Origin of the sequence: Chryseobacterium sp. Leaf201 (genome assembly GCF_001421435.1) — a bacterium.
Taxonomy (GTDB): Bacteria; Bacteroidota; Bacteroidia; order Flavobacteriales; family Weeksellaceae; genus Chryseobacterium.
Genome location: NZ_LMKA01000057.1, coordinates 14,992 through 35,411 on the forward strand (window position 1 = coordinate 14,992; position 20,420 = coordinate 35,411).

18 protein-coding genes are annotated in these 20,420 nt (G+C 39.3%); 9 read left to right on the forward strand and 9 right to left on the reverse strand.

Features of this window, described 5'->3' with window-relative positions; genetic code table 11:
• The first annotated feature begins 148 nt into the window (after positions 1-148).
• Complete coding sequence (locus tag ASE55_RS05755) at positions 149-706, forward strand: DUF4256 domain-containing protein (RefSeq protein ID WP_056216523.1); 558 nt, start codon at positions 149-151, stop codon at positions 704-706.
• 153 nt (positions 707-859) lie between these two features.
• On the forward strand, positions 860-1,363 hold the full coding sequence (locus ASE55_RS05760) for a hypothetical protein (protein WP_056216525.1): 504 nt from the start codon (positions 860-862) through the stop codon (positions 1,361-1,363).
• Between the two features lie 190 nt (positions 1,364-1,553).
• Here ASE55_RS05760 and ASE55_RS05765 read toward each other — a convergent pair whose 3' ends face one another.
• Positions 1,554-2,594, reverse strand: coding sequence for a threonine aldolase family protein (locus ASE55_RS05765; RefSeq protein WP_056216527.1), 1,041 nt, complete (start codon positions 2,592-2,594; stop codon positions 1,554-1,556).
• 84 nt (positions 2,595-2,678) lie between these two features.
• On the opposite strand from ASE55_RS05765, the gene ASE55_RS05770 reads away from it, so the two are divergent.
• Positions 2,679-3,332, forward strand: coding sequence for a metal-dependent transcriptional regulator (locus ASE55_RS05770; RefSeq protein WP_056216528.1), 654 nt, complete (start codon positions 2,679-2,681; stop codon positions 3,330-3,332).
• Between the two features lie 17 nt (positions 3,333-3,349).
• Here ASE55_RS05770 and ASE55_RS05775 read toward each other — a convergent pair whose 3' ends face one another.
• The 4 genes from ASE55_RS05775 to ASE55_RS05790 form a co-directional block, all read right to left on the reverse strand.
• Entirely contained in the window at positions 3,350-4,528 is a 1,179-nt protein-coding gene (locus ASE55_RS05775; RefSeq protein ID WP_056216530.1) for an aminotransferase class V-fold PLP-dependent enzyme, read from the reverse strand.
• Between the two features lie 155 nt (positions 4,529-4,683).
• Positions 4,684-5,823: a hypothetical protein gene (locus ASE55_RS05780; RefSeq protein WP_056216532.1), complete on the reverse strand. Its 1,140-nt coding sequence runs from the start codon at positions 5,821-5,823 to the stop codon at positions 4,684-4,686.
• 11 nt (positions 5,824-5,834) lie between these two features.
• Positions 5,835-6,749, reverse strand: coding sequence for a TssN family type VI secretion system protein (locus ASE55_RS05785; RefSeq protein WP_056216534.1), 915 nt, complete (start codon positions 6,747-6,749; stop codon positions 5,835-5,837).
• Positions 6,750-6,802: 53 nt separating this feature from the next.
• A complete protein-coding gene (locus tag ASE55_RS05790) occupies positions 6,803-7,744 on the reverse strand; it encodes a type VI secretion system baseplate subunit TssG (RefSeq protein WP_056216536.1) in 942 nt (313 codons plus the stop codon).
• A 287-nt stretch (positions 7,745-8,031) separates the two neighbouring features.
• Here ASE55_RS05790 and ASE55_RS05795 point away from each other — a divergent pair, with 287 nt between their 5' ends.
• From ASE55_RS05795 to ASE55_RS05820, 6 genes are all read left to right on the forward strand, one after another.
• Positions 8,032-8,823, forward strand: coding sequence for a S1/P1 nuclease (locus ASE55_RS05795; RefSeq protein WP_056216538.1), 792 nt, complete (start codon positions 8,032-8,034; stop codon positions 8,821-8,823).
• 322 nt (positions 8,824-9,145) lie between these two features.
• On the forward strand, positions 9,146-10,012 hold the full coding sequence (locus tag ASE55_RS05800) for an RNA polymerase sigma factor RpoD/SigA (protein ID WP_027385416.1): 867 nt from the start codon (positions 9,146-9,148) through the stop codon (positions 10,010-10,012).
• Positions 10,013-10,555: 543 nt separating this feature from the next.
• The gene (locus tag ASE55_RS05805) at positions 10,556-11,779 is read left to right on the forward strand and encodes a hypothetical protein (protein ID WP_056216540.1); all 1,224 of its coding nucleotides are present in this window, start codon (positions 10,556-10,558) and stop codon (positions 11,777-11,779) included.
• The gene (locus tag ASE55_RS05810; protein ID WP_056216541.1) at positions 11,780-12,583 is read left to right on the forward strand and encodes a hypothetical protein; all 804 of its coding nucleotides are present in this window, start codon (positions 11,780-11,782) and stop codon (positions 12,581-12,583) included.
• 2 nt (positions 12,584-12,585) lie between these two features.
• The gene (locus tag ASE55_RS05815) at positions 12,586-13,176 is read left to right on the forward strand and encodes a hypothetical protein (protein ID WP_056216543.1); all 591 of its coding nucleotides are present in this window, start codon (positions 12,586-12,588) and stop codon (positions 13,174-13,176) included.
• Positions 13,176-14,294: an FAD-dependent monooxygenase gene (locus ASE55_RS05820; RefSeq protein ID WP_056216545.1), complete on the forward strand. Its 1,119-nt coding sequence runs from the start codon at positions 13,176-13,178 to the stop codon at positions 14,292-14,294. Before ASE55_RS05815 ends, ASE55_RS05820 begins: the two co-directional genes overlap by 1 nt.
• Positions 14,295-14,363: 69 nt before the next feature.
• Here the strand turns inward: ASE55_RS05820 and ASE55_RS05825 are convergent, their stop codons facing one another.
• The 4 genes from ASE55_RS05825 to ASE55_RS05840 all read right to left on the reverse strand — a co-directional run bounded on the left by ASE55_RS05825 (position 14,364) and on the right by ASE55_RS05840 (position 20,270).
• Entirely contained in the window at positions 14,364-16,898 is a 2,535-nt protein-coding gene (locus ASE55_RS05825; protein ID WP_056216547.1) for a multicopper oxidase domain-containing protein, read from the reverse strand.
• A 76-nt stretch (positions 16,899-16,974) separates the two neighbouring features.
• Positions 16,975-17,448, reverse strand: a complete 474-nt coding sequence (locus ASE55_RS05830) for a DUF3347 domain-containing protein (protein ID WP_056216549.1) — start codon at positions 17,446-17,448, stop codon at positions 16,975-16,977.
• A 111-nt stretch (positions 17,449-17,559) separates the two neighbouring features.
• Positions 17,560-17,940 carry an HYC_CC_PP family protein gene (locus ASE55_RS05835; RefSeq protein WP_056216551.1) on the reverse strand — a complete coding sequence of 127 codons (381 nt, stop codon included), beginning with the start codon at positions 17,938-17,940 and terminating at the stop codon, positions 17,560-17,562.
• A 188-nt stretch (positions 17,941-18,128) separates the two neighbouring features.
• The gene (locus ASE55_RS05840; protein ID WP_410493004.1) at positions 18,129-20,270 is read right to left on the reverse strand and encodes a TonB-dependent receptor plug domain-containing protein; all 2,142 of its coding nucleotides are present in this window, start codon (positions 20,268-20,270) and stop codon (positions 18,129-18,131) included.
• Between the last annotated feature and the right edge of the window lie 150 nt (positions 20,271-20,420).

Sequence of the window (20,420 nt, forward strand, 5' to 3'; positions counted from 1 at the left end):
CGAAATTATATAGATATTTGTCTTTAAGCAGGTTATGTAAAATTATTAAGCATATAAGCCTGATGCTAAATAATTATTGCCTGGTTGAATAACTTCATTTAAATTTGATTCCACAGAAAGCATCATTATCACTAAATAAATTTCAGCTATGAAAATAAATAAACTGAATACGGAACAATCTGAAAACCTGTTAGGCATCCTGAAAAAACGTTTTGAAAAAAATATGAGCCGCCATGAAGGCCTTGACTGGAATAATATCCAGCTTAAGCTTGAAAAAAATCCGGAAAAATTATGGTCCCTGTACCAGATGGAAATTACGGATGGTGAACCGGACGTTACAGATTACCACAAAGATACAGACGAATATATTTTCTCCGACTGTTCTCCGGAAAGCCCTAAACGGCGAAGTCTCTGCTATGATTATCCGGCCTGGGAATCCAGAAAGGCCAATAAACCCGAAAATAATGTTATAGATAACGCTTCAGAAATGGGCATTGAACTCTTAAATGAGCAACAATACCGCAGGCTTCAGGAACTGGGAAAGTTTGATCTGAAGACTTCGAGCTGGATCAGGACACCTGAACAGATTCGTGAACTCGGAGGTGCTCTCTTCTGTGACCGCAGGTATAATACGGTTTTCACGTATCATAACGGTGCTGATTCCTATTATGCAGCAAGAGGATTCCGGGGTTTCCTGAAGGTATAATTCTCATAATTAAAATATTTCCGATTATATTATGTTAAATCTGATAGTGGAATCACTCCGTTCTTATTTAAATTTACAGTAAATTTATCTTCTTATAGGAATACAATTATTATTTTAGCATCATCGAATAATTGAATATAAATAACTAAGGATATGAAAAAAGTGATTTTATTAAGCTCATTTGCCGTTTTAATACTGAACTGCAATAAGAAAGCAGAAGCACCCGTACCCGAACCGGCTGCTGCAGATACTACAGCCATTGTAGAGAAGAGTGTTGATACGCTGGGCGCAAAATCTTCCTGCTATATGGGAGTAACAGGAAAGGACACCGTTTTTGCCAGCATTGATGATAACCTGGGAACTGTAACCGGGAAGATACGGTATAAAAACAATGAAAAGGACAGTTCAATGGGGAATATAACAGGTTTTAAATCAGGGGACACCTTAAAACTTACCTATGAATTTCAGTCTGAAGGAACCACCAGCAGAAGGGATATTTATTTTATTCAGAAAGATAATATGCTAACGGAAGGGACAGGTGAGCAGAAAGAAGACAACGGACAGATGAAATATGCAAATGAAAGCAAAATCAGCTATAAAACAGGGCAACAGCTCAAGCCGGCCGACTGTGTTCTCGTTACAAAAGCTCTGAAATAATAAAAAGATAACCCCGGAAAAATTTTTGACTCCCCTACTTCCTGATTATCAAATCTTTACATGAGGCGTTTGAGAAAAAAATCATAATAAACGTGATTATACGCCTTATCTCTGTTTAGCATTAACAATGCATTAAAATAAAAATAAGGCGGGATTTAAGCCGTATAAAAAACAGTCCTTACGGCTGTTTTTATGCTTCCGGTATTTCACTTTGTATCATTTCTATGAAACTGCTCACCTCTTCGTCGCCGGTATTCCATGAAGTAATCAGCCGGATGGCCGAAAAATCAGTATCTGTTTTTTTCCAGATATAGAAATCAAATTTCTGGGAAAGCTTTTCAATTAAATTATTGCTTAATATCGGGAAAATCTGGTTGGTATAGGTATCTGAGAGGAACTGTACTCCCCTTTCCCCCATTGCTTTTTTAATTTTCATGGCCTGCTGATTGGCATGTCTCGCCAGGTCAAAATACAGGTCATTTTTCATCAGTTCCAGAAACTGAATGCCCAGTACCCTGCCCTTTGCCAGTAATGCGCCTTTCTGTTTGATATTAAAAGCAAAATCCTCTTGCAGGCTGCGGTTGTTAATCACCACTGCTTCTCCCAGCAATGCCCCGTTTTTAGTGCCTCCCAGATAAAAAATATCCGTAAGTTCAGCCACTTTCTCCAGTGTAAGATCACTGATTTCGGCAGTCAGACCGTGCCCTAACCTTGCCCCGTCCATAAACAGGTACAGGTTGTTTTCCCTGCAGAACGCAGAAAGTTTTTCCAGTTCATGTAAGGTATAAACGGTTCCCAGCTCGGTTGAATTCGAGATATAAACCAGCTTTGGCATTACCTGGTGCGGCACATTCCTGTGGCCTTCAAGAACAGGCATAACATCTTCCGGTGTCAGTTTCCCGTCCTCTTTTTCAATACTCAGGATTTTGTGTCCCGTTGCTTCAATCGCTCCCGTTTCATTATTCAGGATATGCCCTGTGGATGCAGAAACCACACATTGGTAAGGTTTTAAAACAGAAGAAATAACAATTAAATTAGCCTGGGTACCGCCGGAAACGAAATAGATGTCAGAATCCTGGTTATTAATCCTTTTTCTGATTAATTCTTTAGCCTGTAAAGAATATTCATCTTCTCCGTAACCTGCCTGCTGATTGAGATTATGATCTGAAAGCGCCTGTAAAATCTGAGGATGGCAGCCTTCGGAATAATCGTTTTTGAATGAAAATTTCATAACGTAAAATTAAAAAAAGTAAAATAAACAAGCATCTATAATTCATAATATTTTGTTAGATTTGTCATGAAAAACATCTAACATTTGAAAGCAACACTTACGGAAGAAAACTATCTGAAGGCTTTGTTTCACGTGGTTGACCAGGAAGGTAAGGTCACGATTAATGAACTCAGCAAATTTTTATCAGTAAAAATGCCGAGCGTCAACAATATGATGAAAAAGTTCGCGGAAAAGAACTGGGTAATCTATGAGACCTATAAACCACTGATTGTTACCGAGAAAGGAAGACGTGAGGCAGCCCTGGTGGTAAGGAAGCACAGGCTTACCGAAATGTTCCTGGTTAAAAAAATGAATTTCGGCTGGGAAAATGTGCATGAGATTGCGGAACAGCTTGAGCACGTCCACTCCACTGTTTTCTTTGACAAGATGGATGAAATCCTTGATTATCCCAAATTTGACCCGCACGGAGAACCGATCCCGGATAAGGACGGAAACATTATCGCGCAGGATTTACAGAAATTAAGCGCCTGTAAGCTTGGTGAAACGGTTGTCTTTACTTCCGTTACGCTTTCTGATGACTCTTTCCTTAATTATCTGACAGAACGCAACTTATTTTTGAATAAAAAAATCAAAATTGTTAAGCTGGAAAGTTTTGATAAATCCATGACGGTTGAAGTAGACGGAAAGCAGGAAATTCTGAGCCGGAAAGCCACTGATAAAATACTGGTTAAGAAATAAAGCTGATCTTACCTGAATTATAATAAACTGTTTTTAAGAACGTTAGAAACCTGTTCAATTTCTTCCGGCGTATTGAAATAATGCGGTGACAGCCTCACAATCCCATTGATATTCTTATTGGTAAAATCAATCAAAGCGGAATTTTTATGCGTCACTGAAAAGAAGATGTTGTTTTCTTTCAATACCTTCTGAATATGCTCAAGATCGCCGTCAGGACCGGAAAATGTAATGATGCTGCTCAGGCGGGTTCCCCAATCCCAGACTTTAAAACCGGCATTATAAAGATTTTGTCTTAGTTTCCCGGATAGTATTTTATTGTAATTTTCAATACTGTGTAGACCAATGCTGTTGGCATACTGTACTGCTTTGGTAAAACCCAACAGTGAAGCATAGGAAACCTCCCAGTGCTCGAATCTTTTGGCCGTCGGGAATAATTGGTAATCATTATATGCTGTCCAGTCGGCACCTCTCATATCCAGAAGCAGCGGTGCATAATCCTGTTCTAAAACCCTGTCTGAAACATACAGGAATCCGCTTCCACGCGGTCCGCGCATAAACTTCCGTCCCGTTGCCGTCAGGAAATCGCAGCCTGTTTTTTCAACGTCCACCACCATTTGGCCAATCGACTGACATGCATCCACCAGGTACAATACATTATACTGCCGGCAGATCTTCCCGATACCTTCTATATTCTGGATCAATCCTGAATTTGTGGGAATATGGGTGACGGCAACCAGTTTAGGGTGATGCTTTTTAACCAAATATTCAAAATCTTCCAGGTCCAGTTCATGATCCGGCAGATTCTTCATTCTGATGACGGTAACCTTTAATTTCTTCTGCAGTGAAATAAAAGTAATCTGGTTAGAAATATAATCATCAATTGTAGTAATAATAACATCTCCTTCTTTAAATATGATACTTGACAGTGCTTTTGTAAAGGCTTCCGTTGCACTCGTTGCAAAGGCAATATTGGAAGGCCTGCAGTTGATCAGTGCAGCGGTTTCCGTATAAAACTGCTCCAGTAACGCTGAATTTCTGTTGGCCGTTTCATATCCTCCATACTGCTCTTCCTGATGAAGATAATCTGTCATAGCCTCTGTCACTGTACTTGGCATTAAAGAGGAACCCGCGTTATTCAGGAATATTTTACCGTCTGCCAATCCTCTGGTATCCTGTCTTATCTGGTTGATGTCCATTTTGATTGATATTTAATTCTGATAAAAAAGAGTGTATTATTTATGCTTTAATATTAACTGATGACCGAATGATGAAAACTTTTATCCCTAATCATTTTACACAAAAAATCCCGAAATTACGGTTACGGGATTTATATTGTAAAGCTTGTTTCAAATTAATCCAAAACGCTCCATCCTCTTTTCGGATTGTTGTTTGAAGAAACTTCCTGCTCATTAACAATGATGTTTTCTTTTCTTTGGCCGATGTAATCCAGTTCGCTCAGTTTAGCGAAAATAACTTCCAGACTTCTCAGCATCTGCTGGATGTAAAGCAGCGGCTCCCCGCAGTTATGATGGTCATAATTTGTTTCAGCCACCACAGAAAGCTGATTCAGCAATGTATGCGGCGCAATTTCACTCCATTCTAAGCTGTAGTTCAGCATTTCTTCAAGCTCTGCCGGAACCAGTACCTGGGTGGCATTGTATAAACGGAGTGCCAGTTTCGCAAAAGATTCAATTAAAAATACCGGCGGCTGGTAAGGCGTAATGTTCCTGAACTGGAAATACATATCTCCGAATGTCGTCACCATGGTATTGCACAGGAACTTCACATTCTGGGCCAATGCGGTATTCTGGTTTTTATGTGATGCCTTCTGAATAATCTTAAAAGCATACTGCTGCAGGTTTCCTACGGATTTTGCAAAACTGTTGTAATAATCCAGCAATGCGGGATGGCTCTGTACCGAGGTGCATGGCGGGATAAAGTTGGTATCTACCTGGGCAATATTTCCTTTGAAATCCACCTTTCCGATAATCAGGTAATTCCCTCCGGAATAGCTGCTGTTCAGGGAAGTTACTGGAAGCAGCTCAATATGGTGGTGAGGCTGTGTATTCGGGTGGCGCGGCGGAAGCTCCTCCGGATCAATATCACCGAACGGAACCTTGTTAAACGGGTTAACAGAGATTAAAATATAATACTCCCCGTCTGCCTGTTCTTCTTCCATAGATTTGGCCAGTGATTTTACGCTGACTCGGCGGTCATTCAGTTCTATCCTGTATCCGGCCATGGTAACGGCACTGCAGTGTTTGATCACAAGCTGGACGTCATTGGTAGCGGTATTATGGACATCAAAAATAGTTCTGTCCGTAAATTCCTTTGAAATAGGTAAAAGTCCGTAATTATACATGTTGATTCCCAATGAACTGGAATCTCTGATGGTATCAATTAAAAAATTATCCTGGTCATTAAGATGTCTCTGGGAAACTTTCATCCCGTCAACCCAATTGATGGCAAAATGCTTGATAGGCTGTATCATATTCAATATTTTTAAACGGTGGTTGATTGCTGTCTTCTGATTCCTTCCTCTTCATGCTGGATTACCCTCTTGCAGATGACCACATCATTTTCTGAAATGCTGTTCTGGGTAATATCCTGATCGAAATCTATATACTTCCTGAAGCTGAAAAATGATTTCTTGGTATAAAAAATCCAGTAATAGGGCTCTCTTACTTGGTCTGAAAGATGGATAATGGAATTCGGGTTTTTATGGTTGTAATCATCCACAACGCGGTAGAACCAGTCCCCGAAAGTTATCCCCGTCGGTAACGTTTTGGCTTTAATCCTGAAACGGTTTGCATCTTCCAGGTTTTTGCTTAATTCTACGTTCAGTACCATCAGACGGTCAAAATCAGCGCCTTCGAAATCAGGGAGCCTCTGTTCCGGAGAATATCTCCAGGTTTTATAAATGTCCACCGGGATGCTGATTAACTGGATATAGCAGTAATGGAAAACCAGAGGAACCGCAAAGATAAAAATGCTGGTTGCTGCCATAATGGGATATCCTGTCCCTTTGCTCATCAGGTTGAAAATCAGGTAAAAAAGGTAGCCTCCGAAACCGATGCAAGTAATTGTAAGGATCGATTCAAATAAAATACTTTTGGTAAGCGATGTAAAATGCTTCTTAAAATACATATCTGACAGGTTGACATGGATGATCCCGAGAATAAGATAGACAATCTGTGCGATCAGGTACCAGTACGGGTTGAAAAGATTGCCTGCAAAGCCGGAAATCCCCGGAATGGCCAGGCACAGGCTGCAGAGCAGAACATAAATGATAATGGTCCTGATCTTGATAGCGGGCTGACTCCTCCTGATGGCACTTAAAATAACCATCATGATTACCGCAAATAAAGGCATTAGAATATACCTTAAAAAGATTCCTTTTACTGAAGAAATTTCCATGTTTCTTTCGGGTTAATATTTTTTATTGGTGAATGTAAATATAGTTAAAATTTTTACAGGAATGTAGAGTAACCGAGCCGGCTTGCATTTCTTTCATCATTATCCAGGGCAAAAGAATATTCCTGCTTTTCGGTGATGAAATTTTCCTCCACTTCTACGTTCACGGGCAGAAAATAATCATACATCGCCTGCAGTACTTTCCGGAACACGTTTCCTTTAATGTATTTTTTCATTTCCATGTAAGGAATCGGGCCGATGTTCACCACCCAGTTTCTCTGTCCGTCCATATGGCTTCCGCTCGGGATGTAGGTTACACCCAGCCTGGAATTCCCCAGCAGCATAGAGTCATCATGCTCTTCCACACGCTCTATGACATTCGGCGAAAACGTAACATTTACCGGAACTTGCAGGAATGCGCTCATGCACCGTTCAAACCATTTCTTGTCTCCCCGGATCTGATGGAAAAAAGGGAGGATATAAATGAAGATATACGCATTCTTTTTATCCATCATCTTGATTAAAGGCCAGAGTTCACTCACGGTATTCAGCAGCGCATCCGTATCGCTTGAGATATCAAAATCAGATTCTTTAAGCAGGGCACTGATCTCCGTAAAGAATATTTCCAGTTCAAAAGGCTTGAAAAATTTCCGGGCATCCTCTTCTACTCTTTTCTGCTTCCTGATTTCGCGGACTACCGTTTCTACATTCTTTCTTGAAGCGCCCAGTGACGGCGGATGGAAAATCCCTTCCGGCAGATAATCATAGATTCCTTCCCGGTACGTTTCTATCGTAAAAACTTCCTCGTCAAAGCCCAGGTAATTGCTGGAGATACTTTTTATATCCTTTAAATACGCCCGGTCATTGATCCCGATCCGGTCAATAAAAATATTGCTGACGGCTCTGTGGTATTTTAAAAGGTTAACCGCAACAGCTTCAGCCTTGAAGTCTGTCTGCAGCTTATTGTAATGCATGTCTACAATATTATTCTCATACATGGTGTTTGCAGTGATTTTGGCTTGTAAAAATAACAGATTCCGGTGACCTGAAAAATGTTTTACTATTAATTTTCATTTTAAAAATACAAATTAATTACCAGTAAAAATAATATTATTCCGCAGAAATACTCAAAACCTGTTTTTCTGTAGTTAACGATAAGATTAACAGCTGTAAATAGCGTTCGGGCATCACTTTAATAATGCGTTAAATTTGCAAATCAGACCCCTGTCCTTATTTATCAACCTGAAATTAACCGTATCTTTGCGGCCTGAAAATGTTATTTACAATGAAAAGTATGTATTCTAAAATTCTGGTGCTGGCATTTATGGCTTCTTCCCTGTATTCTTATGCATGGGGGCTTACCGGGCATAGAGTTATTGCGGAAATCGCTGAAAACCATCTTTCCGGAAAGGCAAGAAGGGAAATCAAAAAAATCATGGGACATGAGCGCCTTGCGTACTGGGCCAACTGGCCGGATTTTATTAAATCTGATACTACAGGAGCATGGAAACAGGCTTCAGCATGGCATTATGTGAACATCGATCCTCAGACTGATTTTAAAATTTTTGAAGAAAAACTGAAAGCACAGGCCGGCCCGAGCTTATATACACAGGTAAATACCCTGTCCAGCCAGATCAAAGATGTAAAAACTTCTGAAAAAGACAGAAAAATTGCTTTGATTTTCCTGATCCACATTATGGGAGACCTTTCCCAGCCGATGCACGTGGGAAGAGCGGAAGATTTAGGCGGAAATAAAATCAATGTTACCTATTTCGGGGAAAAGACAAATTTACACTCGGTTTGGGACGGTAAACTGGTAGACTCGCAAAAATACAGCTATACCGAATATGCTAAACTGCTGGATATAAAATCTGATGATGAAGTAAAGCAGATCCAGAAAGGTACGCTGGAAGACTGGCTGTTTGATTCCCATAAAATTGCAAACAGGATCTATGCACAGACTCCGAATGATTCAAAACTGGCGTATGATTACCAATACAGATTCAATGAAACCATGGAAAGACAGCTTCTGTACGGAGGTTTGAGACTGGCGAAACTGCTGAATGACCTGTATTAATAATTTATTTAATCATTAATATGCTATACGATAAGCGGAACTTCGGTTTCGCTTTTTTATTTGTCAGTACAGAATAAAACAAGACGGAGAAATATATTGAAAATTTTTACGCTAAAATATGTTAAACAGGATTCCACGGTACGATTTTTTCAAATCTTTCAGAAACAGCGGAAGGTAATTCCGGGGTACATTGATGGGAGCGATAATTTACAACTAATTTTCTGATTTCAATTTAATTAAATGTAAATTATTCTGACACGTGTAACCTTTTTGTTTCTTCAGACGTATAATATAGTAGAAACTCTTTTTGAGGATAAAATAGATGAGACAATTAAAAATCACTAAGCAGGTAACCAACAGGGAAACTGCTTCATTAGACAAGTATTTGCAGGAAATTGGTAAAGTGGAACTGATTACTGCGGACGAAGAGGTAGATTTGGCACAGAGAATCCGTGCCGGGGACAGAGCAGCACTTGAAAAGCTGATCAAAGCCAACCTCCGTTTCGTTGTATCCGTATCCAAGCAGTATCAAAATCAGGGTCTTTCTTTACCGGATTTAATTAATGAAGGTAATTTAGGACTGATGAAGGCGGCAAAAAGGTATGATGAAACTAGAGGTTTCAAATTTATCTCTTATGCGGTTTGGTGGATTCGTCAGTCGATTTTACAGGCTTTGGCAGAACAGTCGAGAATTGTAAGGTTGCCGTTGAACAAGATCGGTTCTATCAATAAGATCAATAAAGCGTATGCCCACCTTGAGCAGGAAAATGAAAGACCGCCTTCCCCGGAAGAGCTGGCTGAAGTTCTTGACATGAGTGAGGAAGACATCAAAGAATCTATGAAAAACTCCGGAAGACATTTGTCTATGGATGCGCCTTTGGTAGAAGGTGAAGATTCTAACCTTTATGATGTATTGCGTTCCGGAGAATCTCCGAGCCCGGATAAGGACCTGATGCTTGAATCTCTTCAGATTGAAATTGAAAGAGCATTAAATACTTTAACGCCGAGAGAAGCTGACCTGGTAAGATTGTATTTCGGACTGAACGGAAAACATCCGATGACACTGGAAGAAATCGGTGAAACTTTTGATCTTACAAGAGAGAGAGTCCGCCAGATTAAAGAAAAAGCAATTAAGAGATTGAAACACAATACCAGAAGTAAGATTTTAAAATCTTATTTAGGTAAGTAATTTTAACGAAATAATGTATAGGCGGAGCTTGATTTTTCAGGCTCCGTTTTTTTATATTTGTTATTAAATGAATGAACTGTATTTTTTTACCGGAAGCTTACTCTTACTTTTTATTTCTGTACATCTTACTCTATACTTTTACTTAAAATATAAATGTAAATCTTTTTTCAATTCTATTAGAAACAGGCAATACACGTTGACTAAAAAGGTTGAAACAGAAGTAGAAGGATTCCCAGTTAGGATCAAAAATCAGGTATTCAAATTCTGATATTGTCTTTTTAGATAATGAAATTTTTATTCTCACATTCAACAAAGCGGTTTTACAATTAACAAAAAGTAAAGAATTTTTTCCAGGTATCTTTTATAAATATTCATATGATTCAAAAATTAAGGTTAATGACCGGCTTGAAATAAGAAATTCGGATGGAAGTATGAAAGTAAGTTTAAATTTTAAAAATAAAAATTTTGATTTGCAACATTATTTAAACGAATCAAGATAAATTTTTAAACTATATTCCCATTTTAATAATTTGACGCAATACAATGAATATTCTACCCAGTGAAAATAAGATTTCTAAAGATAAAAATGTCCTTATCGTTTTAAAAGACCAGCAGGAAATCAACTCAGAACTGCAGTATTTAATTGATAATTTCTGTGGATCTGTTTTTTATGATGCTGATAGTAACTTAAATAATAAAAATATTTATGTTTGCGGAAATATCAGCATACTTAGAGAATCTGCTCTTCTCATAAACATTATAAAAGAATTCTCGGTTAATTATGAAAATTACAGGTCCGGAAATCCAAAAATTGTAAGCCTGGGAGAAGTACCGATTATCGTCAGCAATGCCGGCGTTTATTACAGAAAACTGTTCGCTGATGAAGATAATTTCAACACCATCAAATCCGAGCATGATTTTCAGGAACTTACGGAGTCAAATAAAGCATCAAAGGCTTTAAGAAAAGGAATTTATCTGAGTGAGATCACAAAAGAAACAGCTGAAAACGGAAATGAAAGCTTTCATTTTAATCTTTTGCGATGTTCGAGCAACCTTACAGGACCCACAGATAATTTCCGTACAGCAGATCTGAAAATTATCAACCAGCTGAATGAATGTGCTGAAAGAACTTTTGAATATGAAACCAGGCTCAATCATGCGTTGGTACAGATTTACGAAAATAAGAAGAAGGGCACTGACTCGGAAAAAGAAGTAAAAGCTAAAATAAAAGCCCATTCGGACAAGACAAAGGATATGCCTAAAGAAGGGCTTATTGCATTCTGCACGTTCTATGATGATTCCAATAAAGAGCTGTTAAAACCCTCAGAAACTGACAGGTTCGACCTATGCTACAAACAGACCGGTGCATTGGCAAGACTTTATTTTAAACTGAAAAAAACAGTGGACGATGATTCTCTGGAAAAAGACTTCAGTGTTACTTTATATCCGAATTCCGCATTTATTATCCCGCTTTCTACCAACAGATTGTATACACATGAAATACGCCCTTCTGTTTTAGGTGTTGATCAAATTCCGGTCAGAATGGGATATGTAGTCCGTTGCTCAAACCTTGAAGCGATGTATACCGACAACCAGACTTATATCAAAGACAACGGCAGTTATGTTAAACTTGAGGAAATGACCATTGAAATGCAGGAAGAACTGCGGAGTTCTTATTATGAAGAAAATATGACTGAAAAAATGATTGAATATAAAAAAACACATTTCAGTATGAATTCGGGAGATTACAAAAAACCTATTTTTTAAATGAGCCATTCTGCATTTTATCAAATAAAGCTTCCTTTAGAAAAGAACATCTTCAATGATCTGTTAAACTCTGCAACGTTTGAACCTGCTGGAAAAGGGAGAATGGGGAATCATCTTGTAAAGATTGTTAATGAGGAAATTCCCGTGGTCAGGACAACGACAAAATATTCTGTTCCGGCCAATGCATTTTCAGACATTCATAACCAGCTTGTTGCGATGATTAATACAAAGGTCTCAGCGGATCTTCCTGATATCCCTATACAAAATTTTAATAATGCTCTAATTGAAGTTTATCATTCTGCGTATTCTAAAATGAATTTTCATTCTGACCAGGCGCTGGATTTGGATAATGATTCTTTTATCGCACTTTTTTCATGCTATGAAAACCCTGATGAAATCAAAGAATCGCATCTTAGAAAACTGGTTATCAAAGATAAAATTACAAATGAAGAATCTGAAATGATACTTGATCATAATTCCGTTATTCTGTTTTCAATTGAAACCAACAGGAAATTCCAGCATAAAATTATTCTCAGTTCGGGTTGTGGTTCAAAAACAACCGAAGAAAACAGATGGTTGGGAATCACGTTCCGAACGTCAAAAACATTGATCAGGTTTAAAGATCATCTGCCTTATTTTTCTACCGGAGAATTATTTAAATTAGCTGATCAGGAACAGGAATCAGCATTTTTTCAACTCAGGGGTCAGGAAAACAGGACATTGGATTTTATTTATCCTGATTTGCGTTATACCATAAGTCCGGGAGACCTGTTAACACCTTTAAACAATTATAATATTCAGTAACCATGAAAAAAATATTCATCACCTCTACGCTGTTCTTATTCATTATTTCATGTCAGGAAAATAAAACGGCTGATCATGATATGGTTGAACAGGCTGTTGAAAATACAGAATCAGGCTTTTCTATAAAACGGATGAGCAAATCCAAAGCCATAATTGATGCGATCTACATGGAAAAAATTAAAGATGATGAACGTCTTAAAGGTCTCCACAAAAGGTTTCTATCTTTGCGGAATGACAGTGAAGTAATGGAGGATCTGTATGATGATGTTATAAGATCATCTGAAAACTATTACGCTGATGCAGAGATAAGGACGAAAAACATCATGGATTCTGCTTTACAGAAAGAAGTTTTAAATCTTTTAAAAAACAGTTCAGAAAAATACGATGTTAAAATCAATAAACTGAATGCATTAAAAATTCAGGTAAATTTCAATGCCATACAACTTAATTCTTTTTATGACATCTATAAAATTAAAAAAACGCTTCCTGAAATCGAAAAGTATCAGGAGACCCATCCTCTGGAAACAGATAGTTTAGAAAATTTCATTAATAAGCAAAACCAGTTATTAAACGAATTGAAAAATTTAAAATAATGGATTCAATCTCAATTATCGGGGCGGGAATCGGCGGGCTTACGCTTGGGAATGTCCTCAAACAGCTGGATATTAATTTTACGGTCTATGAATCGGCACCGGAAATCAGGCCTGTAGGAGCCGGCATTATGATGGCTGTAAACGCAATGCAGGTATTCGATAAACTGGGATTGAAAGAAAAAATTGAAAATGCAGGGAATAAAATTCACGCCATTTCGATAACAGATGAAAATTTAAAGCTTATTTCCAAAACTGATGTCCTTGCCCTTGAAAAGAAATACAACTCCTGTAACGTGGCCATCCACAGGGCAGAACTGCAGAAAATCCTGGCAGAAGAAATTGGTTTTGAAAGGATAAAGCTGGGGCATGCTCTGCAGTCAATCGAACGGCAGGAACACTATACGCTGAATTTTAATAACGGAAACCGTGTGGTAAGTCCCGTTGTTTTTGGTGCCGACGGAATACATTCAAAAATCCGGCACCAGATCCTGAAAACCGGACAGATCAGGGATGCAAAGCAAAAATGCTGGCGCGGATGGGCAGATTTCACCCTGCCTGAACAATATGAACATGAAGCTTTTGAAATGTGGGAAAAAGGGAAACGCTTCGGTTTTGTGCAGATGTCGGGCCATAAAGTATACTGGTATGCGGTAGTCAATAACAGCATATATAAACATTCCCATACCGTAGCAGAACATTTTAACGGCTTCCATCCTTTGGTTTTACAGCTGATTGAAGCTACTCTGCCGGAACACACCATTCTAACTGACCTTACTGATCTCGCTCCTATTCCGAAATGGTACGCGGATCACCTTTGTCTGATTGGCGATGCTGCCCATGCCACCACTCCGAATATGGGACAGGGAGCCTGTCAGGCCATTGAAGATGCCTATATCATCGGTAAACTTCTGGAAAACAACAAGGATTTCAATTCTGTTTTCAGGGAATTCCAAGAAATAAGGAGAAAAAAAGTGGATCAGGTCATCAGTACCAGCTGGCATATCGGCAAGTTTTCACAATGGGAAAAAGCCACCTTTTTACGGAACTTCCTGATGAGATCTGTCCCTGAAAGCATCAATAAAAGACTGGTGGAGCAAGTGATAAAACTGGAACGGTAAACAGTCACAGCAAACCCATCTAAAAAAACAGAAAAAATAAAAGGAACCCTAAGCTGAGTTCCTTTTGATTTAATACATTAAAGTAATTCCGGCTCCCCATCCCATTTCATTGTCATAATTTCCGGAAACGGATAAATATTTCTGCACGATATACCGCAATCCGGTATTGAATTCTCCGTCAGAATTCACACTGAAATTCCCTCGCAGTCTCCTGGAAAGCGGAATATCTTCTCTGCTGAATTCCAATATCAACTTACCATTATGATCTACACTGGCATCGGCCGTAATCAGCATCGGTAAAAGATACTGCACCCCAACGGTAAAAGCCGCCTTTGTCGCAGAAGCCTTTTGCTGTCCGAACCATGTTTTCCTACCATGGAAATCCATGCCCTCCTTTTCCGCCATCTGCCTTTCCATCATTTCATGATTTTTTTGAATCCTGAATCCCGCATAAGGCAAAGCCCACTGAAATTTTCCTAAAAACCTTCCGACCTTGAAATTTCCGTCGAAATGATTGAAGTCCCAATTCGAGTGAAACTCATTTAAGCCGGCCCATCTCGGCCCGAACATCGTCATGGTTTCTGCATGGAGCTTATTGCTGTTGATATCCAGCATTGCCATGGAGCTGACCATCCGGTTGTCTTTCAGGAAGCTTTTCCAGGCTAATTTCTTATCCGGAAGCTGTGGATTCGGTTTGGAATTTTCATAACTGAAAACCCTTCCCATACCCGCCATCATGTGGTATAAAATATGGCAGTGGAAAAACCAGTCGCCGTCCTGGTTAGCCGCAAACTCAATGGTATCCGTTTCCATCGGCATGATGTCAACTACATTTTTCAGTGGCGAATATTCCCCTTTTGAATTGATTAGCCTGAAATCATGGCCGTGGAGATGCATCGGATGGCGCATCATCGAATTATTATACATCGTAATCCTGAGGATTTCGCCTTTTTTAACCAGGATTTTATCGGTTTCCGTAACCGTTTTATTGTCTAAAGTCCACAGGTAATGGTTCATGTTTCCTTCCAGCGTAAACTTTATTTCCCGGACATTTTCCGTAGGGAGAACTGTTTTTTCAGAAGACTTCAGCATATTGTAAGATAGTCTTTTCAGTGGCTTTTCTTCCTTCATATCCGTCCCCGAATGATCTGGGTGGTCTTCTTCTCCGGTTTCTTTCTTTTTGATGCCCATCATTTCATTCATGTGATCCATTGTCATCTTCCGCTGGCTTGCAGGAAGTTCAGGATACATTACTTCATTCATATCCATCATCTGGTTGCCCATTGTCATGTTCATCGGCTTCATATTTCCGCTCATTTCCATCATTCCGTTCATCATTTTCATGCCTTCAAACAGCTTTAAGCTGGGCAGATCCGGAACTGTTATTTTTTCGCCTGAGCCTAGCCAGAGCGAAGCATGACCGATCCGGTCTTCAGAAGTAGCACGGAATTCAAAGCTTTTATCCTCAGGAATGGTAACTTCAATATCATAGGTTTCAGAAACGCCTACAATTAAACGGTCAACTTCCACAGGAACCACATCATTTCCGTCATTGGCTACCACTTTGATTTTCCCGCCGCCGAAATTCAGCCAGAAATAGGTGGAAGAGCCGCCGTTTGCCACCCTTAACCGGACTTTATCTCCTGCCTTTAAATCAGCATAGACGGAACTCGGCTGTCCGTTGATGAGAAACTTGTCATAATACACATCGCTTACATCCATGGCTTCCATCCTTTTCCACTCATTCAGCGTTTTTGTCCCGAAATTCCCTGATTTTATAGCTTCCCAGTAACTCTGAACTGCATTTTTCTTAATCGCATACCAGTCCGTATTGGCCATGTGGAGCCTTCTTGCAATCTGCATCGGATCATCATCACTCCAGTCTCCCAGCAATACAGGGATTTCCCGGGCATAATTTTCTTTTGGTTCTGCTTCTCTTTTATTGAACACCAGAATCCCGTTCATCCCGATCTGCTCCTGCAGGCTTTCATGGGAGTGGTACCAATAGGTTCCGTTTTGTGAAATTTTAAATGTATACAAATGTGTTTCCCCCGGCTTTACAGGTTTTGTTGTAAGATAGGGAACGCCATCCTGTTCATTCGGCAGCACCACGCCATGCCAGTGGAATCCCGTGTTTTCTTTCAGCATGTTGTGAAGATAGATTTCCGCGGTATCGCCTTCCGTAAAATATAAAGTCGGGGCCTGTAATCTGCCGTTAACAGCAATTGCCCTGCGGTTTTTGCCCGTAAAATTCACAATCGTGTCTTTTACGTATAAATCATAGCGTACCTTTTTCCCGCCAAAAGTAATTTTCCCGTTTGCAGAACTTCTCTTTAGCACAGGACTTTGAGATTCAGCTTTAGGTTCTGGTTTATTTTTAATTTCCGGTTTTATTTCTGTTTTCTGTCCCGGGTTTATCTGCGCAGCAGCTTCCGGTTTGGTCACAACTGTTTTTTCCACCAGATCCATTCCGCATTTTGGGCAGTCTCCTGCTTTTGCGGAAACGATTTCAGAATGCATCGGACAGGTAAATATTGTTTTTGTATTCTGGGAAAAGATGAAAACAGAGCATAAAAACATCAGAAATACTATTATTTTTTTCATAATATTCCGATTTTTTAAAACGGTACCGTCCGAATTGAAGTTAATTCAGACGATACAGCTTGTTATTTGAAGAAAATTAATTAACCGTAGACTTTACATTGCCGCAGGTAAGCATAGATTTTCCGTAGTAAGGGTTTGCAATCTGTTTTTCACTGCTCAGCCAGCTTCCGTCTGCCATCGGGCAGTACTGGATATAAACAGGCTTTTCGGACAGCTTAAATTCTTTTGTCAGCGCAATCATATGATCGGAAAGATTAAAGAATGTTTCCCTCTGCGCTGCGATGTTCCGGGCATCAGAAATCAGGGTGGCCTCTTTTTTAAGGGTTGTAAGATTACCTTCAGAAATTATTTTATAATCAACGGCAGAAGCTGTTTTGATAAACTCTGTGGCTGCTTTGGATGTTTTGTCTGCATCATCAGAAGCCAGTGCAGATTTTATGGCGATATAATTCTGATACAGTTTGGAAACCTGTGCGTCTTTTTTAGATTGTGCCACAACTGAAATAACAGAGAATAAAGAAAATGCTGCTGTAATGATATATTTTTTCATTGTTTTAAATTTTAGAATAAATAGAATTTTAATAAAGAGATTAAAAATTATCGCATAATGCGACAGGCTGTGTCGTCCGTAATGAGCATAAAATCAAACGGCTGATGAATTCTAAATTCTGAAATTACAATGATGGATGAAGATCGGGACCGGCCGGCGTTCCGGAGGCGCGTTGATCTGAATCCGGGTAAATTTTGTAGCTGAAAAAGACCGGTCAGTAAATAAGAATCCGTGATCCTCCTCGACTTTCTGAATCTGTTTTAAAAAGTCGATTTTAAGAAAGTCTGATTTCTGTGAATCATCTGTTTTTATGACCTTGATTACGGTTTTGCAGCAGTCTTCTTTGGTTTTAACTCCACATTTACTGCAGAGATCATCCGTTTTCTGACTGACAGAGGCAATTTTGTCCATGCAATAATGAACGCTGAATACCGCTCCGGACGAAAATCCGAAGTAGAATACAGAAAACAATATGGCAAGAATCTTTTTCACTCAGGCAAAGTTAAAAATATATGTGGTATATATCTTATAAAATTATGGATTCCTTTTATAGAATTCAGAAAAAATAAAAACCTCGTGAACTTTTCACGAGGTTTTTATCTTAATCTTATGTCCCACAGATTTCACAGATGGATATTGAGAATGTTCAGCTTTTCTAAATCTATTGTGTGAAGTGGCTTTTATTTAATTTTAAATTCAAGCTTTACATTAAAAAACCTGCCAGTCAGACGTACCGGAACCGGATACATTAAATTTGTGTTTGCATCGGAAATCCATTGATTGGCCACTGTATTCCTGATATTGAAAGCATTGAAAACCTGAACTCCCAAAGTCAGCTCTTCAAAATTACCCCAGAAACCGTATGTTTTTGCATTTTCCTTTCGGTCAATAAATACTTTTGAAAGCCCGATATCAACTCTTTTATAAGAAGGCAGCGTTCTCTGGTACTGATACGGATCAGTAAGCACCGGAGCACCTGTAGGAAGCCCCATGGCATATACCAACGTCAGGTTTACCCTCATGGACGGGAACTTCGGCATATAATCCTGATAGAACATGGCAAATCTCAGCCTCTGGTCTGTCGGTCTCGGGATATCGCCTTTATTGTCAATATTTTCGAATACCCTTGCATAACTGGCCGATAACCAGGAGTCAACACCCGGTACAAATTCCCCGAACAGACGGGTATCAATTCCGTATGCATATCCTGAAGCATTGTTTTTCCCGGTGTAACGGATCCTTACATTATCCATGTAATACGGAATCAGGTCATTCATTTTCTTGTAGTAGAGTTCTGTTGTCAGCTTGAACGGCCTGTCATCGAAATAAAATTCATAGTCATTCGCCAGAATAGCCTGGATGGAACGCTGTGATTTGATATCAGCATTAAAATTACCTTCTAAATCCTTGATTTCCTTATAAAAAGGAGCCTGGTAATAAACACCTCCCGAAAGCCTGAACAGCATATCGGTATCCCAGTCGGGTTTGATGGCAAACTGGGCTCTTGGCGAGAAAATGGTTTCATTATTAAAGCTCCAGTGGGCAACCCTGGTGCCTGCGTTTAAAAATACTTTGTTGCTGCCCCAGAAAAACTTCTGGGAATACTGGGCATATGCAGAAAAACGCGTTGGCTGAATATGGTTTCTCCCTGCAATGTTATACATCAGCTTCAGGTCTCCGGCATTCCGCGGATCAATAAATTCTTCGTGCGGAAGGCTGTATCCGGCAGAATCTACCAGCTTCCATTCATTGGTAAGGTCTTTAAGGTTTTCTTTTTCATATTTAAACCCTACTTCGATATCGGTATTGACGTTTGGCGAAAAACGGGTCCTGAACTGGGCACCGTATGTTTTTACGAACAGGTCGTTTCTTGCATGCTCAATCTGCCCGCCTGCATCGTATGAAGTTACAGGCTCGCCCGTAACAGGATCAAAAGTCTGTAAAACATAGGCTGATGCAATAGAATAATACTCTCTTTCACGGTTCTGGTAGGAAAAAGCATCAAGGGTAAATCTCCATTTATCGGACGGTTTATAGTTCATGGAAACCGTTCCCATCATATTTTTATACTTGTCGTCTTCCCTTCCTGCGTAGGCTACATTAAGCTTAAGCGGCTGCTGGAGGCTTCCGAAATCGACTTCCCTTTCTTTAGGGATCATTTCGTAATCATTCTTGGAATAATATCCGATGAATGAAATATTGAATTTCGGGCTGAAGTGGTAATTGAGATACGTCTGGAAATCCATGTATTTCGGATTAAAATCGGTATCTTCTTTTAAAGTATTGAGAACAAGGTTTGTATTCCTGTATCTTCCTGAAAATAAAGCAGTAAATTTTTTATTGTCTTCACTGTCTTTTCCGGATGCGAATCCGGCAGTAAGCCTTCCGCCTATCAGACTTCCTTCCCCGGAAAGTTCAAATTTTTCAGGCTCACGGTAGTAAATATTTAAGGCTGAAGACATTTTATCGCCGTATCTCGGTTCAAAACCTCCGGCTGAGAAATTTACGGTTGATACCATATCAGGATTAATGATGCTTAATCCTTCCTGCTGGGAATTCCTGATCAGGAAAGGCCTGTAAATTTCAATATCATTGATGTAGATCAGGTTTTCATCGTAGTTTCCGCCACGCACCATGTATTGCGAAGAAAGCTCGGTATTGGAGTTTACGGAAGGCAGTGTTTTAATAATTCCTTCAATACCTCCGGAAATACTCGCTACGTTCTGGGCATCTTTCGCCGAAATTTTTACGGTAGTAAGATCGGTGGTCCTTCCGGTTACCTTTTTCTGGAAAACAACTTCTTCAATAGCAGAAGTTCTCATGGTATCCTTTTTTCTGTTCTGGGAAAATAATAAGGCAGGAACCAAAAGGCTCAGTGGTAAAACTAGTTTTTTCAAAAGAAATGTTTTAAAATTTCAAACGTGAATATATACAATTTATTTTAACTTATTTAAACTTTCTTTAACATTTAA

What these genes read in the sequence shown, in the direction of transcription:
- ASE55_RS05820 (WP_056216545.1), top strand. Translation starts at nt 13,176, where the DNA reads ATGGATTCAATCTCAATTATCGGGGCGGGAATCGGCGGGCTTACGCTT.
- ASE55_RS05840 (WP_410493004.1), bottom strand. Translation starts at nt 20,270, where the DNA reads ATGAGAACTTCTGCTATTGAAGAAGTTGTTTTCCAGAAAAAGGTAACC.
- ASE55_RS05760 (WP_056216525.1), top strand. Translation starts at nt 860, where the DNA reads ATGAAAAAAGTGATTTTATTAAGCTCATTTGCCGTTTTAATACTGAAC.
- ASE55_RS05825 (WP_056216547.1), bottom strand. Translation starts at nt 16,898, where the DNA reads ATGAAAAAAATAATAGTATTTCTGATGTTTTTATGCTCTGTTTTCATC.
- ASE55_RS05815 (WP_056216543.1), top strand. Translation starts at nt 12,586, where the DNA reads ATGAAAAAAATATTCATCACCTCTACGCTGTTCTTATTCATTATTTCA.
- ASE55_RS05830 (WP_056216549.1), bottom strand. Translation starts at nt 17,448, where the DNA reads ATGAAAAAATATATCATTACAGCAGCATTTTCTTTATTCTCTGTTATT.
- ASE55_RS05800 (WP_027385416.1), top strand. Translation starts at nt 9,146, where the DNA reads ATGAGACAATTAAAAATCACTAAGCAGGTAACCAACAGGGAAACTGCT.
- ASE55_RS05780 (WP_056216532.1), bottom strand. Translation starts at nt 5,823, where the DNA reads ATGATACAGCCTATCAAGCATTTTGCCATCAATTGGGTTGACGGGATG.
- ASE55_RS05755 (WP_056216523.1), top strand. Translation starts at nt 149, where the DNA reads ATGAAAATAAATAAACTGAATACGGAACAATCTGAAAACCTGTTAGGC.
- ASE55_RS05795 (WP_056216538.1), top strand. Translation starts at nt 8,032, where the DNA reads ATGAAAAGTATGTATTCTAAAATTCTGGTGCTGGCATTTATGGCTTCT.
- ASE55_RS05785 (WP_056216534.1), bottom strand. Translation starts at nt 6,749, where the DNA reads ATGGAAATTTCTTCAGTAAAAGGAATCTTTTTAAGGTATATTCTAATG.
- ASE55_RS05790 (WP_056216536.1), bottom strand. Translation starts at nt 7,744, where the DNA reads ATGTATGAGAATAATATTGTAGACATGCATTACAATAAGCTGCAGACA.
- ASE55_RS05765 (WP_056216527.1), bottom strand. Translation starts at nt 2,594, where the DNA reads ATGAAATTTTCATTCAAAAACGATTATTCCGAAGGCTGCCATCCTCAG.
- ASE55_RS05810 (WP_056216541.1), top strand. Translation starts at nt 11,780, where the DNA reads ATGAGCCATTCTGCATTTTATCAAATAAAGCTTCCTTTAGAAAAGAAC.
- ASE55_RS05775 (WP_056216530.1), bottom strand. Translation starts at nt 4,528, where the DNA reads ATGGACATCAACCAGATAAGACAGGATACCAGAGGATTGGCAGACGGT.
- ASE55_RS05805 (WP_056216540.1), top strand. Translation starts at nt 10,556, where the DNA reads ATGAATATTCTACCCAGTGAAAATAAGATTTCTAAAGATAAAAATGTC.